10 protein-coding genes are annotated in these 13,934 nt (G+C 40.8%); 9 read left to right on the top strand and 1 reads right to left on the bottom strand.

All coding sequences use genetic code 11. The features are described from left to right. Positions 1-138 precede the first annotated feature (138 nt). Positions 139-1,614 (bottom strand): IMP dehydrogenase, encoded by a 1,476-nt coding sequence (gene guaB / locus I6J03_RS02645; RefSeq protein WP_003010620.1) that lies wholly within the window; start codon positions 1,612-1,614, stop codon positions 139-141. A 201-nt stretch (positions 1,615-1,815) separates the two neighbouring features. Between guaB and I6J03_RS02650 the strand changes: the two genes are divergently transcribed. From I6J03_RS02650 to I6J03_RS02690, 9 genes are all read left to right on the top strand, one after another. Next, on the top strand, positions 1,816-2,289 hold the full coding sequence (locus tag I6J03_RS02650; RefSeq protein WP_003010619.1) for a hypothetical protein: 474 nt from the start codon (positions 1,816-1,818) through the stop codon (positions 2,287-2,289). Positions 2,290-2,605: 316 nt separating this feature from the next. Then, complete coding sequence (gene secDF, locus I6J03_RS02655) at positions 2,606-5,587, top strand: protein translocase subunit SecDF (RefSeq protein ID WP_201694135.1); 2,982 nt, start codon at positions 2,606-2,608, stop codon at positions 5,585-5,587. A gap of 143 nt (positions 5,588-5,730) precedes the next feature. Continuing rightward, positions 5,731-6,183, top strand: a complete 453-nt coding sequence (locus I6J03_RS02660; protein WP_003010617.1) for a MarR family winged helix-turn-helix transcriptional regulator — start codon at positions 5,731-5,733, stop codon at positions 6,181-6,183. Continuing rightward, the gene (locus I6J03_RS02665; protein WP_003010616.1) at positions 6,170-7,174 is read left to right on the top strand and encodes an NAD(P)/FAD-dependent oxidoreductase; all 1,005 of its coding nucleotides are present in this window, start codon (positions 6,170-6,172) and stop codon (positions 7,172-7,174) included. The genes I6J03_RS02660 and I6J03_RS02665 overlap by 14 nt, the downstream gene beginning before the upstream one ends. Positions 7,175-7,183: 9 nt before the next feature. Continuing rightward, a complete protein-coding gene (locus I6J03_RS02670; RefSeq protein WP_003010614.1) occupies positions 7,184-7,513 on the top strand; it encodes a 2Fe-2S iron-sulfur cluster-binding protein in 330 nt (109 codons plus the stop codon). Positions 7,514-7,769: 256 nt separating this feature from the next. After that, positions 7,770-9,080, top strand: coding sequence for an NAD(P)/FAD-dependent oxidoreductase (locus I6J03_RS02675; protein WP_003010612.1), 1,311 nt, complete (start codon positions 7,770-7,772; stop codon positions 9,078-9,080). A 15-nt stretch (positions 9,081-9,095) separates the two neighbouring features. Further along, positions 9,096-10,778 carry a helix-hairpin-helix domain-containing protein gene (locus I6J03_RS02680; protein WP_003010610.1) on the top strand — a complete coding sequence of 561 codons (1,683 nt, stop codon included), beginning with the start codon at positions 9,096-9,098 and terminating at the stop codon, positions 10,776-10,778. 55 nt (positions 10,779-10,833) lie between these two features. Then, positions 10,834-12,483 (top strand): M1 family metallopeptidase, encoded by a 1,650-nt coding sequence (locus I6J03_RS02685; protein ID WP_003010608.1) that lies wholly within the window; start codon positions 10,834-10,836, stop codon positions 12,481-12,483. A gap of 67 nt (positions 12,484-12,550) precedes the next feature. Next, complete coding sequence (locus I6J03_RS02690) at positions 12,551-13,933, top strand: aminopeptidase P family protein (RefSeq protein WP_003010607.1); 1,383 nt, start codon at positions 12,551-12,553, stop codon at positions 13,931-13,933. Position 13,934 lies beyond the last annotated feature (1 nt).

The following is a 13,934-nucleotide window of genomic DNA, read 5'->3' on the forward strand; positions in this document are numbered from 1 at the left end:
ATATTGTTAAGTGATGTAATAAAAATAGTTAACGATTTACAATTTAACCATTTATATCCTAAATCACAAAGAATAAGGTTAATAAAAACGGGCATCCAAAAAATTGAATGCCCGTTTCTAATATTTTCCAATCCGAAATTAGCCTCTGCTATTGTAGTTTGGAGCTTCTTTTGTAATTGAAATATTATGCGGATGCGACTCGCGAAGTCCTGCTCCTGTAATTCTTACAAACTGTGCCTCCTGAAGACTTGAAATTGTTGCGGCTCCACAGTATCCCATTGAAGCACGAAGACCACCGATGTATTGGTATACTACTTCAGCGAGCGTACCTTTATAAGGAACACGACCTACAATTCCTTCCGGAACCAGCTTTTTAATATCATCTTCCACATCCTGGAAGTAACGATCTTTGGACCCCTTTTCCATGGCCTCAATAGATCCCATACCACGATATGATTTAAACTTACGTCCTTCATATATAATCGTTTCTCCCGGAGCCTCTTCTACACCAGCAAATAGTGATCCAGCCATAATAGTACTTGCACCCGCTGCAATAGCTTTTGCAATATCACCTGTCTGCTTGATACCACCGTCAGCGATCAAAGGAACTCCTGTACCTTTAAGTGCTTTGGCAACTTCGTATACAGCATACAACTGCGGTACCCCCACACCAGCTATAATACGTGTAGTACAGATAGAACCGGGACCGATTCCTACTTTTACAGCGTCTGCGCCTGCTGCTGCCAGATCAGCTGCTGCTGCACCCGTAGCAATATTTCCGACGATAACCTGAAGATCAGGGTACGTTGATTTTACTAATTTAAGCTTATCTATTACTCCTTTTGAATGACCATGTGCAGTATCAATAGTGACGACATCTACACCTGCCTTTACCAAAGCGTCTACACGATCTAATGTATCAGGAGTGACTCCTACTGCAGCTCCGACCAGCAGACGTCCATGTGAATCTTTTGCAGCATTGGGGTAATGCTTATATTTCTGTATATCCTTAAAGGTGATCAACCCTTTCAGAAGTCCTTCGTCATTTACGACAGGAAGTTTTTCAATTTTATAGTTCTGAAGTATCAGTTCAGCCTGCACCAGATCCGTTCCTTCAGGAGCTACAACCAGATTATCACGGGTCATTAATTCGCTGATCGGACGTTTCATGTCTTTTTGAAAACGCAGATCCCTGTTTGTAACAATCCCGACCAATTTACCTGATCCGTCTATAATAGGAATACCTCCGATCTTATGTTCACTCATGATTTTGAATGCATCACCTACAGTAGCCGTTTCCAGCAGTGTTACCGGATCCTGGATCATACCACTTTCCGAACGCTTCACTTTACGGACTTCAGCAGCCTGCTCTGTAATCGTCATATTCTTATGCAGCATACCGATACCTCCGGCCTGAGCGATAGCAATAGCTAAGTCAGAACCTGTTACGGTATCCATTGCGGCAGAGACCAAAGGAATATTCAACTTGATTTTTTTAGTCAAATATGTGCTCGTGTCTACATCGCGCGGCAAAATTTCTGAATAAGCTGGGATTAATAATACATCGTCGTAGGTAAGACCTTCTGCTACGAATTTTTGTGGATCTAATTGCATGGCAAATACGTGTTGGAGTTTCTATTTGCCAGGCAAAATTACAAATAATAATCGGATTATAAAACGTTTTTTTATAATTGACAACCAGATGATGATTGTTTAATTATAATTTCTGCATAAAAAATATATCAATCTTGATTTTTGGCAAGCTATTTGCAAAGTGTTGATCGTAATTTAACAGAAAAACAACATAACATTATTATGAAAAAATTATTACTTTCATTTGCAGCAGCAGCTGTTTTGGCATTAGGTGCCCAAGAAGCAAAAGCACAGTCTCCGCAAAGAGCGGCTATAGGAGTTGTATTTGATTCACCATTTGATGCATTTGGAGTGCAATACAAAACTTCTTTTGGAGGAACTAATCAAGGTCAGGTTCAAGTATTATTCGGCGATAATGTTGTAGGTATTGGTGCAGATTATCAGTATGCAAGACCTTTCCGTGGCACTAACGGTCTGGGATGGTATGTAGGTGTTGGTCCTCAAATCTCATTTATCGACGCTGGTAGCAATGATTTCACAGCTATCGCTTTACGTCCTCAGGCAGGTCTTGAGTTCAAAATCCCTAGTGCTCCTATCGGTCTTCACGTAGATTGGAAACCTTACTGGCAGTTAAATCACAATAGTGACTTTGATGCATCTGAATTTTCATTAGGTATCAAATACACATTGAGATAGAAAATATCAAATCTTTGAGCAGAGCCTGACAGATATCCGTCAGGCTCTTTTTTTTGTTCACCCCTCCTCCTGTATAATCAAAAGCCACAATCCTGTTTCATATTTCCCGGCTTGCAAGTCCACATATCTGTTTATCAACAAATAGAGAAGCTTTTACAAACAAAATTGTCGATAATTCTTGCTTTTGATAATTATTTTAATCATGTCGGGTTCATTATACAAAAATTTTATACCTTTGCCATTCTTGGTAAAATGTAATACAACCGGAGCAAATTATAAATATACTATATATCAAACTAATACACTAAAATAGACAATGCAAGGTAAAGGGCTGATTAAATTTTTGGTGATAGTGGTATCGTTAGCATGCCTCTATTCCCTATCATTCACTTTTGTGAGCCGTAAAGTAGAAAAAGACGCTGAGGCATTCGCCAAAGGTGACATGACGAAAGAAAAGGCTTATTTAGATTCGATGGCTGGACAGGTTGTGTACAATCTGGGAATAGCGAAGTACACGTACAGAGAAGTAAAAGCTAATGAACTGGCTTTAGGCCTTGACCTAAAAGGCGGTATGAACGTGACAATGGAAATTTCATTAGACGAATTGATCACCAATTTGGCGAACAATCCGAAAGATGAAAAATTCAACACTTCATTAGGAAATGCTGTAAAGAAAAGCAGATCTTCCAATAAATCATTAGTTGATTTATTTATCGAAGACTACAAATCCAGTGGAGCAAGCACTCCATTAGCTTCATTTTTTGCTACACAATCTAACTCTTCTTTAATCAAGGCGACAAGTTCGGATAAAGAAGTAGCTAATTTCCTGCAAAAAGAAGCCGATAATGCTATCCAGAATTCATATAAAGTACTTCGTACCCGTATTGACAAATTTGGAGTAGCATCTCCGAATATCCAGATTCAACAAGGAACAAACCGTATTCTTATTGAGCTTCCGGGTGTCAATGATGAGCAACGTGTACGCAAACTTCTTCAGGGATCTGCCAAACTGGAATTCTATGAAACACATAGCAATTTCCAGGTATATCCGCTTTTGGAAAATGTAAACAAAACATTAGCGGCAACGCTTAAAGCACAAAAAACTTCCTCCGCTGATACTACAAAAGCAGATACAACTAAAAAAGAGAATCTGTTAGCCAATCTGGGTGCCGGTAAAGGAAAATCAGATTCTGCAGCTGTAAATGCAAAACTGGGTGAAGACAACCCGCTATTTGCCGTATTGACACCTTCAGTTGCTATGGGAGCAAACAACCAGATGCAATTGGTACCAGGCCCTATGGTCGGTATTGCGCAACTAAAAGATACTGCAAAAGTAAACGCCTTATTAGCAAAACCAGAGATAAAATCTATTATCCCTGCTAACCTGAAACTGCTTTGGGCTGTAAAACCTGAACAAAATTCGCCTAATGCATTATCGCTTTATGCTATCAGACCTTCAGGTATTGATAATGGCGCGGTATTGACAGGTGATGTTATTACAGATGCAAAAAATGACATCGCTCCACAGACAAATCAACCTGTGGTATCGATGCAGATGAATAATGAAGGTGCACGTGAATGGCGTAAAATCACTGCAAAAGCAGCTCAAAATAAAGAGGCTATTGCTATTGTATTAGATAATGTTGTGTACTCTGCTCCAAATGTAAATGAAGAAATTCCAAACGGAAGCTCACAGATCTCCGGATCATTTACAACAGATGACACAAAAGATTTAGCAAACGTATTAAAAGCAGGTCGTCTTCCTACAACGGCTAAGATCGTTGAAGAGGCTATCGTAGGTCCTTCATTAGGCCAGGCAGCAATCGATGCAGGGGTCAACTCTGCTATAATCGCTTTCGTAGTGGTATTGATCTTCATGGTTGTTTATTATAACCGTGCAGGATGGGCAGCAAACATTGCTGTTATTGTCAACGTATTTTTCTTATTAGGTGTACTGGCCTCCTTAAATGCAGTGCTTACCTTACCAGGTATTGCAGGTATCGTATTGACTATGGGTACGGCGGTAGATGCCAATGTACTGATATATGAGCGTATACGGGAAGAGCTGGGTCTGGGTAAATCTATGCGTCAGGCGATTGCGGATGGCTATAAACATGCGATGCCGTCTATTCTCGATTCACAGATCACGACTTTCCTTGTAGGTATTGTACTCTTCTTCTTTGGTAGCGGGCCAATCTTAGGTTTTGCAACAACGATGATGGTAGGTATTGTTACATCATTGTTTACAGCAATTTTCATTTCCCGTCTGATCTTCGAATTCATGTTAGACAAAGACATGAAGATCTCTGTATCTTACCCTTGGTCTGCCAATACCTTGAGAAATGCAAACTTCAACTTTATCAAAAACCGTAAAAAATTCTATATCGTATCGATTATTGCGGCCATTATCTGTCTGGGATCTATCTTTACGAAAGGATTCACGCTTGGGGTAGATTTCCAGGGTGGGCGTACGTATACAGTACGTTTTGAAAAAGCTGTTAATCTGGAAAATGTACGCCAGAATCTGGATGAAGTATTCCAGAAAACAACTGAGGTAAAAACTTTCGGAAGTGAAAATCAGGTACGCGTTACGACAACTTACAAGATTGACGAGACCAGTGATGCCGTAGATAAAGAAGTATTGGATAAACTGAACCTTGGTTTGTCTAAGATTGGAGGAAATAAACATGAAATCCTTTCACAACAAAAAGTAGGACCATCAATTGCAAATGATATCAAATCAAGAGCTACCTATTCGGCTATCTTCTCGATTATTATCATTGCAACATACATTCTGATCCGTTTCCGCAAATGGCAGTATTCTGCCGGAGCTGCGATTGCAACTATCCACGATGCGGTTATCTTATTAGGGTTGTTCTCGCTGTTAGATGGCATCGTTCCATTCTCTCTTGATATCGACCAACACTTTGTGGCAGCGATATTGACTGTAATCGCTTACTCTGTAAATGATACGGTAGTTGTATTTGACAGACTTAGAGAGTACGTAAACAAACCAAACAGTCATAACGAGAAAATGAGTGATATTGTGAATCATGCGATTAATACAACTTTAAGCCGTACGATCATTACATCACTGACCATTATATTCGTATTGGCGGTATTGTTTATCTTCGGAGGTGAAGTAATCCGTGGATTCTCCTTTGCGATCCTTATCGGTATCGTAGTAGGAACATACTCCTCAATTTTCCTTGCAGCACCTTCTGTATATGACTTCCGTAAAGGACGTCACATGGCAGAAAAAGCAGACCTTAAAAAGGTTGAGCCTGCAAGACCATAATCAAGCACATAACTTAATACCATACAGAGGGCTTTCATCAGTGATGAAAGCCCTCTTTTTTATAATCAATATTGACAATGGACTAACAAAACCGGTTTCAACTTAATATAATCTTTCATATATTTGTTGTACTAAATATTGTTATGCAAAACGAAAAATTCAACGAGTATTCATTTATCCTGGACCGGACTGCGAAAAAGGTAAAGCAATACGCACAATCTTCCTTTACGGAAATGGGCTTCGATATTACAGTGGATCAATGGACAATCATAAAAACACTCTTTGAACATCCGGATTTGTTACAAAAGGAGCTGGCTGAAAAGTGTGGTAAAGATCAGCCTACACTGACCCGGATTGTGGATTTGCTGATCAAGAAAGGGTTGGCCGAACGTCACAATCATCCCACAGACAGACGCTCACTTTATCTTAAATTAACAGATCTGGGCCTGAATAAAGTCCAATCATTAACGCCTCATATTACACAGATACGGACCAAAGCCTGGGACAATCTCACAGATGAGGATTTCAAACATTTCACCCGAATACTTAATACCATACACGATAACTTAAACATAGAAAGCTATGATAACAACTGACATTTGTATAATCGGAGCTGGTCCGGTGGGACTATTTGCTGTCTTTGAGGCTGGCTTATTAAAAATGAGATGCCATTTAATAGATGTCCTTCCTCAGGTAGGAGGTCAGCTTTCTGAAATCTATCCGCACAAACCGATCTACGATATCCCAGGTTATCCTGCTATAAATGCACAGGAACTGATCAACAATCAGATGGAGCAGATAGCCCCCTTCCACCCTACCTTTACTTTAGGTGAGCGGGTTGAAGGACTGCAGAAGCAGGAAGACGGTTCTTATTATGTTACCGGCTCTGAGGGAACAGTTATTCATTGTCAGGTTGTCGTGATCGCAGGCGGATTAGGTTGTTTTGAACCCCGTAAACCTGAAATCCGGAATCTGGATACTTTTGAACACAACTCCGTACATTATATGGTACGTGATCCGGAACGATTCAGAGATAAAAATATCCTGATAGCCGGTGGAGGTGATTCTGCGCTGGACTGGACAATTTTTCTGGCCGATGTGGCGAAAAGCATTACACTGGTACACCGTAGCGACAGTTTCCGCGGAGCTCCGGACTCAGCAGAGAAAGTATACAAACTGGCCAATGAAGGAAAAATCGATCTGTTGCTTTCTCACAATCTGGTAGCCTTACAGGGAAACGGTACCCTTCAGGAAGTACATTTACAAAACAAGCAAAAAGAAGCAGTAGTTGTTAATACCGAACATTTTATTCCGCTGTATGGATTAAGTCCCAAACTGGGACCTATAGCAGACTGGGGACTCAGTATAGATAAGAATGCAATAGTTGTAGACACCTTTGATTATTCAACTAACGTAGAGCGGATATTCGCCATCGGAGACATCAATACCTATCCGGGAAAATTGAAACTTATTCTTTGCGGATATCATGAAGCAGCATTAATGGCACAGAGTGCTTTCAAATATGTGTATCCGGATCAGAAACTTTCATTTAAATATACAACTGTCAACGGAGTAAATGCTTTTTAATAAAATCACATGGATAATTTAATCACCATACATGTAGAAGACCGGGAAGGAACAGTAAAAGATGTAGAAATCCCGACAGATATAAATCTGAGCCTCATGGAGATCCTGAAGGCTTCAGAATACGAGATTCTGGCCACCTGCGGAGGGATGGCGTTATGTGCGACCTGTCATGTACAGATACTGGAAGGAGCAGAAAATCTATCCGAACCACAGGATCAGGAACTGGATATGCTGGATACTTTACCGGATGCGGATGATGAGAGCAGACTGGCCTGTCAGATCAGACTCGGCAATGAAAATGACGGGCTACGAATAAAAATAAAAGGGGCCTTACAATAAGCCTTTTTAATTATTATTCTTAAATTTGTGTACTTTGTACACTAAGAATACCCTTGATTGAAAAAGACTTATCTACAAACAGGCAAAAAGTGCTTCTGTCTTTTCGGTCAACGCACGTTGTTAATCTGCCTTCTTGAAAGATCTCTTTATCGCATGTGTACAAGGTTAGTTGCAAATAATTTAGTTTACTGCAATAAAATTTAAGATATTTGCAAAAACTTGCAAAAGTTAATAGAATAAAGATAAAACAACTAATATGCTAAGCAGTCGTTCAGAGAGAAGTTTTCCAAGAGTTATCGTCATAGGCGGTGGCTTTGGTGGAGTGGAAGTTGCTAAACACCTCAAAAACAAAGATGTAGAAGTATTACTTCTGGATCGCAATAACTATCACACGTTCCAGCCCCTGCTTTATCAGGTCGCTACAGGAACACTTGCAGCCGATGCCATCTCCTTCCCGTTACGGAAGATGTTCAAATCGCAGGAAAATTTTAAATTCCGAATAGCAGAAGTATCGCATATTGATACCGACACTAAAATTGTAAGAACAGATGTCGGAGATTTCGATTACGACTATCTGGTTGTTGCGACAGGTGCTACCACAAATTTCTTCGGAAACCAGGAAGTTGCCAAATACTCGCTTCCGATGAAAAGTATACGTGAAGCGCTCAACATCAGAAGTTATGTTCTTCAAAATCTGGAAGCAGCAGTCCTGAGAGAGACCGCGACACAGCGTGCTCCCTACCTCAACTTCGTCGTCGTCGGTGGTGGTCCAACCGGTGTAGAGCTGTCAGGAGCAATCGCTGAGATCCGTAACAACATCCTTAGAAAAGACTACCCTGAATTATCCACTCAGGAAATGAATGTCTACCTGATAGAAGGACAGGACAAGATCCTTGCCGCACTATCTCCGCAGGCATCCGAAAAAGCAGAAACATATCTGAAAGAATTAGGGGTAAAAGTATTATTAAATAAACAGGTGACAGGTTACAATGGTAATACGATCACTTTCAGCGACGGAGAGAGCATAGATACCAAAACGGTTATCTGGGGCGCAGGTGTCATGGGACAATTCCCTGAGGGTCTGGAAAAAGATATTATCCAGCGTGGCAACCGCATCAAAACAGATGCAACCTGCAGAGTCGAAGGTCTGGAAAATGTATTCGCTATCGGAGACGTCTCCGCCATGATCACAGAAGATCTTCCGAGAGGATTACCAGGTGTCGCTCCTGTTGCACAACAGCAAGGTAAATTCGTAGCACATCAGATCATGCACTTGCTTAATGATCAGCCTCTTGAAAATTTCAGCTATTTCGACAAAGGATCTATGGCTACAATAGGCCGTAACAGAGCTGTCGTAGATATGGGCAAAATCAGGTTCCAGGGATTCTTTGCCTGGTTTGTATGGATGTTTGTTCACTTGATGTCGATCTTCGGATTTAGAAATAAATTGGTTACTTTCGTCAACTGGTCGATCAAATTCTTTACAATGAATGGTGGAATCCGCCTGATCATCAATAAATATGAGCGGCCGAAACCAGAAGAAAAAAAACCGGCACTTACAGAATAAAACAACATTTAAGATATGGATAACAAGGTCATTGCTAAGCTATTTAAGCTGGGAAGTCAGCTTATGGAACTTCATAATGAAAATCCGTTCAGGGCTAAAGCAATGGCCTCCGCATCTTTTAAAATTGACAAATTGCCCTTTTCTGCAGCTACAGCGACTGTTGAAGATCTCAGTGCTCAACAGGGAATCGGCAAAGGCACGGCAGAAAAAATACAGGAAATTATTCAGACTGGATCCTTTACAGAACTGGATCAGCTGATCGCCAATACGCCTCCCGGACTATTGGACATGCTTCAGATAAAAGGTCTGGGACCCAAAAAGATACTGATTATATGGAAAGAACTCGGTATTGAATCTGTGGGAGAACTGTATTATGCATGCAATGAAAACCGTCTGGTAGAAGCTAAAGGCTTTGGTCTCAAAACGCAGGAAGATATAAAGAAAAACATAGAATTTTCTATTGCCAATCAAGGCTGGTTTCTATATGCGAAGGTCTTACCTTCTGCAGAAGCAATTCTCAATAAACTGCGTATGGCCTTACCTGAACATACAGCAGTTTCTTATACCGGAGCATTCAGAAGAAAAGTTGAAATACTAGATCGTGTAGATTTTTTACTATCCGCTCCAACAGAAGAGCTGCAAAAGGTATTAACTACGATTCCCGATATACAGATTCAGGAGCAAGCCCCGGATCAGATCGAAGCAAAAGACAGCAATGGCTTTCTCTTCCGTTTTTTAACTACAGATCCGGAAAATTTTGCGCACACACTTTTAGAAACTACAGGTTCAGAACTTCATATCCAACAATTAGAAGCCATACAACAACCGCTTCCGTCAGCCTCTACAGAAGCCGGAATCTATCAGTTGCTCGGATTAGCCTATATCGAACCCGAACTTAGAGAAGGATTGGATGAAATCCAAAAAGCAAAGACCGATACACTTCCGCAGCTGATCACTTTTGAAGAACTAAAAGGCACAGTTCACAACCACTCTACATATAGTGACGGCGTCCATAGTCTGACTGAAATGGCGCGATACAGTAAAGAGGATCTGGAATTAGAATATTTTGGTATTTGCGATCACTCCCGTACGGCGGTTTATGCAAACGGTCTGTCTATAGATCGTCTGGAACAACAATGGAAAGAAGTAGATGCGCTGAACGAAAAAATGGCGCCATTCCGTATTTTCAAAGGTATTGAATCTGATATTCTTTCGGACGGATCTCTGGATTATCCGAATGAGATACTCGCTAAATTTGATTTTGTAGTTGCCTCTGTACATTCCAATCTCAAAATGGATGAAGAGAAAGCGACAGACAGATTGATAAAAGCTATAGAAAATCCATACACTACTATTCTGGGGCATCCAACAGGAAGATTATTATTAAGCCGCTCGGGATATCCATTGGATTTCAAAAAAATAATAGATGCCTGTGCCGCAAATCAGGTCGTTATCGAGATTAATGCCAATCCTCTGCGGCTCGATCTGGACTGGAGATGGCACAGATACGCTATCGAAAAAGGTGTATTGTTATCGATCAATCCGGATGCACACCGTACAGAAGGACTTTTGGATATGCACTACGGTGTCTATGTAGCACGCAAAGGAGGAGTATCTGCAGCAAACTGTCTTAACGCACATTCTGTTACAGAAATCAGCGAATTCTTTACAAACAGAAAAACAGCAAAGGGAATTTAAGACCTTTACTTTTCGGGTTCTTTTGCTATTTTTATAGATCAATTTGTGATCGGTTATGCGCTACCCTATTCTTTTGCTGTTATTGTTGTTCTCCTTACAATCTTATTCGCAACTCTTACACCCTAAAAACAGTTTTACCCGGGCTGATTCCTTACGCGGGAAGCTTACTCCCCTGCGGACCTGCTATGATGTGCAATTTTATCATCTTAACATAAAAGTCAACCCTGAGCAAAAGTATATTTCAGGCCGTAACCTCTTCCGGTTCGAGGCAGTCACGGACTTCAAAGAATTACAGTTTGACCTCTTTGAAAACCTGACTATTGATAAAGTTGTATATAAGGGCAAAACCCTGCCTTTCAGAAGAGAATATAACGCTGTCTTTATATCATTTCCACAAACTATAAAAAAGGGAAATCAGGAATCCTTTGAGGTTTATTATTCCGGCAATCCTGTTGAGGCTCAACGTGCACCCTGGGACGGAGGATTCGATTGGAAAAAGGATAAAAACGGAAATCCCTGGATAGCCACAGCATGTGAGGGTCTGGGTGCCAGTGCATGGTGGCCTAATAAAGATCATCTGTCTGACGAGGTAGACAGTATGCTGATCTCAGTTGCAGTTCCCTCCTCTTTAATGAATATTTCTAATGGCCGGCTTAAAAGCGTTGAAAAGGGTAATGACGGATATACAACTTACCACTGGAGTGTCTCTAATCCGATCAACAACTACAATGTGGCGCTGAATATAGGCGATTATGTACATATGCAGGATGCCTATCAGGGAGAAAAAGGTAAACTGGACATTGATTATTATGTCCTTCGCGGAAATGAAACCATCGCTAAAAAGCACTTTGGTGAAAATGTCAAACCCATGCTTGAAGCCCTGGAACACTGGTTTGGCCCCTATCCTTTTTATGAAGATGGATATAAACTGGTCGAAACATCCCATCTGGGTATGGAACATCAGAGTGCCATTGCTTATGGTAATAAGTACAAAAACGGTTATCTGGGCACAGAAAGTTCCGGTACAGGATGGGGAATGAAATGGGATTTTATTATTATCCACGAGTCCGGCCACGAATGGTTCGGGAATAATATAACGGCCAAAGATGTCGCTGATCTCTGGATCCATGAGAGCTACACAAACTATTCCGAAGCATTATACATTGACTATCATTATGGCAAACACGCCAGTCAGGAATATGTAAACGGCAATCGTCGGGGTATCCTGAATGACACTCCTATGCAGGGCCCATATGATGTAAACAAAGAGGGATCCGGTGATATGTATCTCAAAGGCGGAGTATTACATAATATGATCCGCTCCATGATAAATAATGATGAAAAATGGCGTGCAATCTTGCGGGGATTAAACAAAAAATTCTATCATAAAACTGTGGATTATCAGGATATCACCTCTTATGTATCTCGTGAATCGGGTATAGATCTGTCAAAAGTTTTTGAGCAGTATGTACAGCATACCAACATTCCTACACTGGAAGTGGTTTGGAACAATAAAGGTATGCCTGCAGCCCGATGGATCAGTGAAGTCAAAGATTTCAAAATGCCGATAGCTATTGGTAAAAAAGGAGAAGCAAAAGAACAATACACGTTTGATCAGCAGTTTAAGCCTGTACCTATAGAGCAATTGAACAGACAAAACATTGACATTGATACCTTTAACTATTATATCAAAGTGAAAATGTAAAAAACAGATAATCATCCTGTCTTCAACAGCGAAATACCTTAATTTTAACAGATTAAACAGCAACTATATGTTTACAGCACATTCCTATCAGGAACGAAGAAATGTCTTAAAGAAAAATATGGATCGTGGTATTCTCCTATTTTTGGGAAATATTGAAAATCCGGTCAATTTTGAACATAATCCATACAGATTTCGTCAGGACAGTACTTTTTTATATTATTTCGGGATACAGGAACCCCGCCTGGCCGCAGTTATCGATATCGATGAAGATAAAACCATTGTATTTGGCGATGAATTAAGTATCGATGATATTGTCTGGATGGGTAAACAGGAGACATTAAAAGAGAAATGCTTACGTTCAGGTGTCACCGAGACACGATCTTTCTCGGCTCTGGCAACTTATCTGCAGAACAACAAGAATCGCATGGTACATTATCTCCCTCCTTATCAGCCTTCCAATAAGATCTTACTGACGCAACTATTCAGTATTTCTGTATCTGCTATTCAGTCCTCGGTATCTTTTATAACAGCTGTCGTAAAGCAAAGAGAGATCAAAGAAGATCAGGAGATCAGGGAAATAGAGGAAGCTATTCGTGTTTCTACCGAAATGCATCTGCTCGCTATGCGACTAGTCAGACCGGGGATCCGGGAATTTGAGATAGCAAATGCTATCCAGCATCTGGCTGCTGATCAGAGTTGTGAAATGGCTTATCCCCCTATTGTAACTATCAACGGTGGTATACTGCATAATCACTACCGTCTGAATACCCTTAAAAGCGGAGATCTTTTTTTAAATGACTCCGGTGCAGAGACGGCAATGGGATATGCCGGAGATCTTACCCGTACATTCCCGGCAGATCCGCAATTCAGCACCAAACAAAAAGAAATCTACAACATCGTACTGCAATCTTTTACGAATGCAAGAAATGCGCTCTCGCCCGATATAAATTTTAAAGATATTCATCTTAAAGCCTGCCTTGCCCTTGTCGAAGGGCTGAAATCCATTGGATTGATGAAAGGCGATGCTGAAGAAGCAGTAAAAGCACATGCCCATACGCTGTTTTTTCAATGCGGACTCGGGCATATGATGGGACTGGACGTGCATGATATGGAAGATCTCGGAGAACAGTATGTGGGATACACTCCGGACGAACCAAAAGATACCCGCACATTCGGACTGAAATCCCTTCGTCTGGGCAAACCACTGAAAGCTGGCCATGTGGTCACTGTAGAGCCCGGGATATACTTTATTCCTGAACTGATTGACATCTGGCAGGGAGAGAACAAAAACAGCGCCTTTATCAATTATGATAAAGTAAATGAATACCGCAATTTCGGCGGAGTCCGTATAGAAGATGATTTCCTGATCACAGCAGATGGCTATCGGTTATTAGGCCCGGAACTCATGAAGACCGCAGAAGAAATTGAGAACTACAGATCAAACTATTAGC

This window comes from Sphingobacterium spiritivorum, from assembly GCF_016724845.1.
Taxonomy (GTDB): domain Bacteria; phylum Bacteroidota; class Bacteroidia; order Sphingobacteriales; family Sphingobacteriaceae; genus Sphingobacterium; species Sphingobacterium spiritivorum_A.

Coding starts and splice junctions, on each gene's coding strand:
- secDF (WP_201694135.1), top strand. CDS start 2,606: ATGCAAGGTAAAGGGCTGATTAAATTTTTGGTGATAGTGGTATCGTTA.
- I6J03_RS02660 (WP_003010617.1), top strand. CDS start 5,731: ATGCAAAACGAAAAATTCAACGAGTATTCATTTATCCTGGACCGGACT.
- guaB (WP_003010620.1), bottom strand. CDS start 1,614: ATGCAATTAGATCCACAAAAATTCGTAGCAGAAGGTCTTACCTACGAC.
- I6J03_RS02690 (WP_003010607.1), top strand. CDS start 12,551: ATGTTTACAGCACATTCCTATCAGGAACGAAGAAATGTCTTAAAGAAA.
- I6J03_RS02685 (WP_003010608.1), top strand. CDS start 10,834: ATGCGCTACCCTATTCTTTTGCTGTTATTGTTGTTCTCCTTACAATCT.
- I6J03_RS02665 (WP_003010616.1), top strand. CDS start 6,170: ATGATAACAACTGACATTTGTATAATCGGAGCTGGTCCGGTGGGACTA.
- I6J03_RS02650 (WP_003010619.1), top strand. CDS start 1,816: ATGAAAAAATTATTACTTTCATTTGCAGCAGCAGCTGTTTTGGCATTA.
- I6J03_RS02680 (WP_003010610.1), top strand. CDS start 9,096: ATGGATAACAAGGTCATTGCTAAGCTATTTAAGCTGGGAAGTCAGCTT.
- I6J03_RS02670 (WP_003010614.1), top strand. CDS start 7,184: ATGGATAATTTAATCACCATACATGTAGAAGACCGGGAAGGAACAGTA.
- I6J03_RS02675 (WP_003010612.1), top strand. CDS start 7,770: ATGCTAAGCAGTCGTTCAGAGAGAAGTTTTCCAAGAGTTATCGTCATA.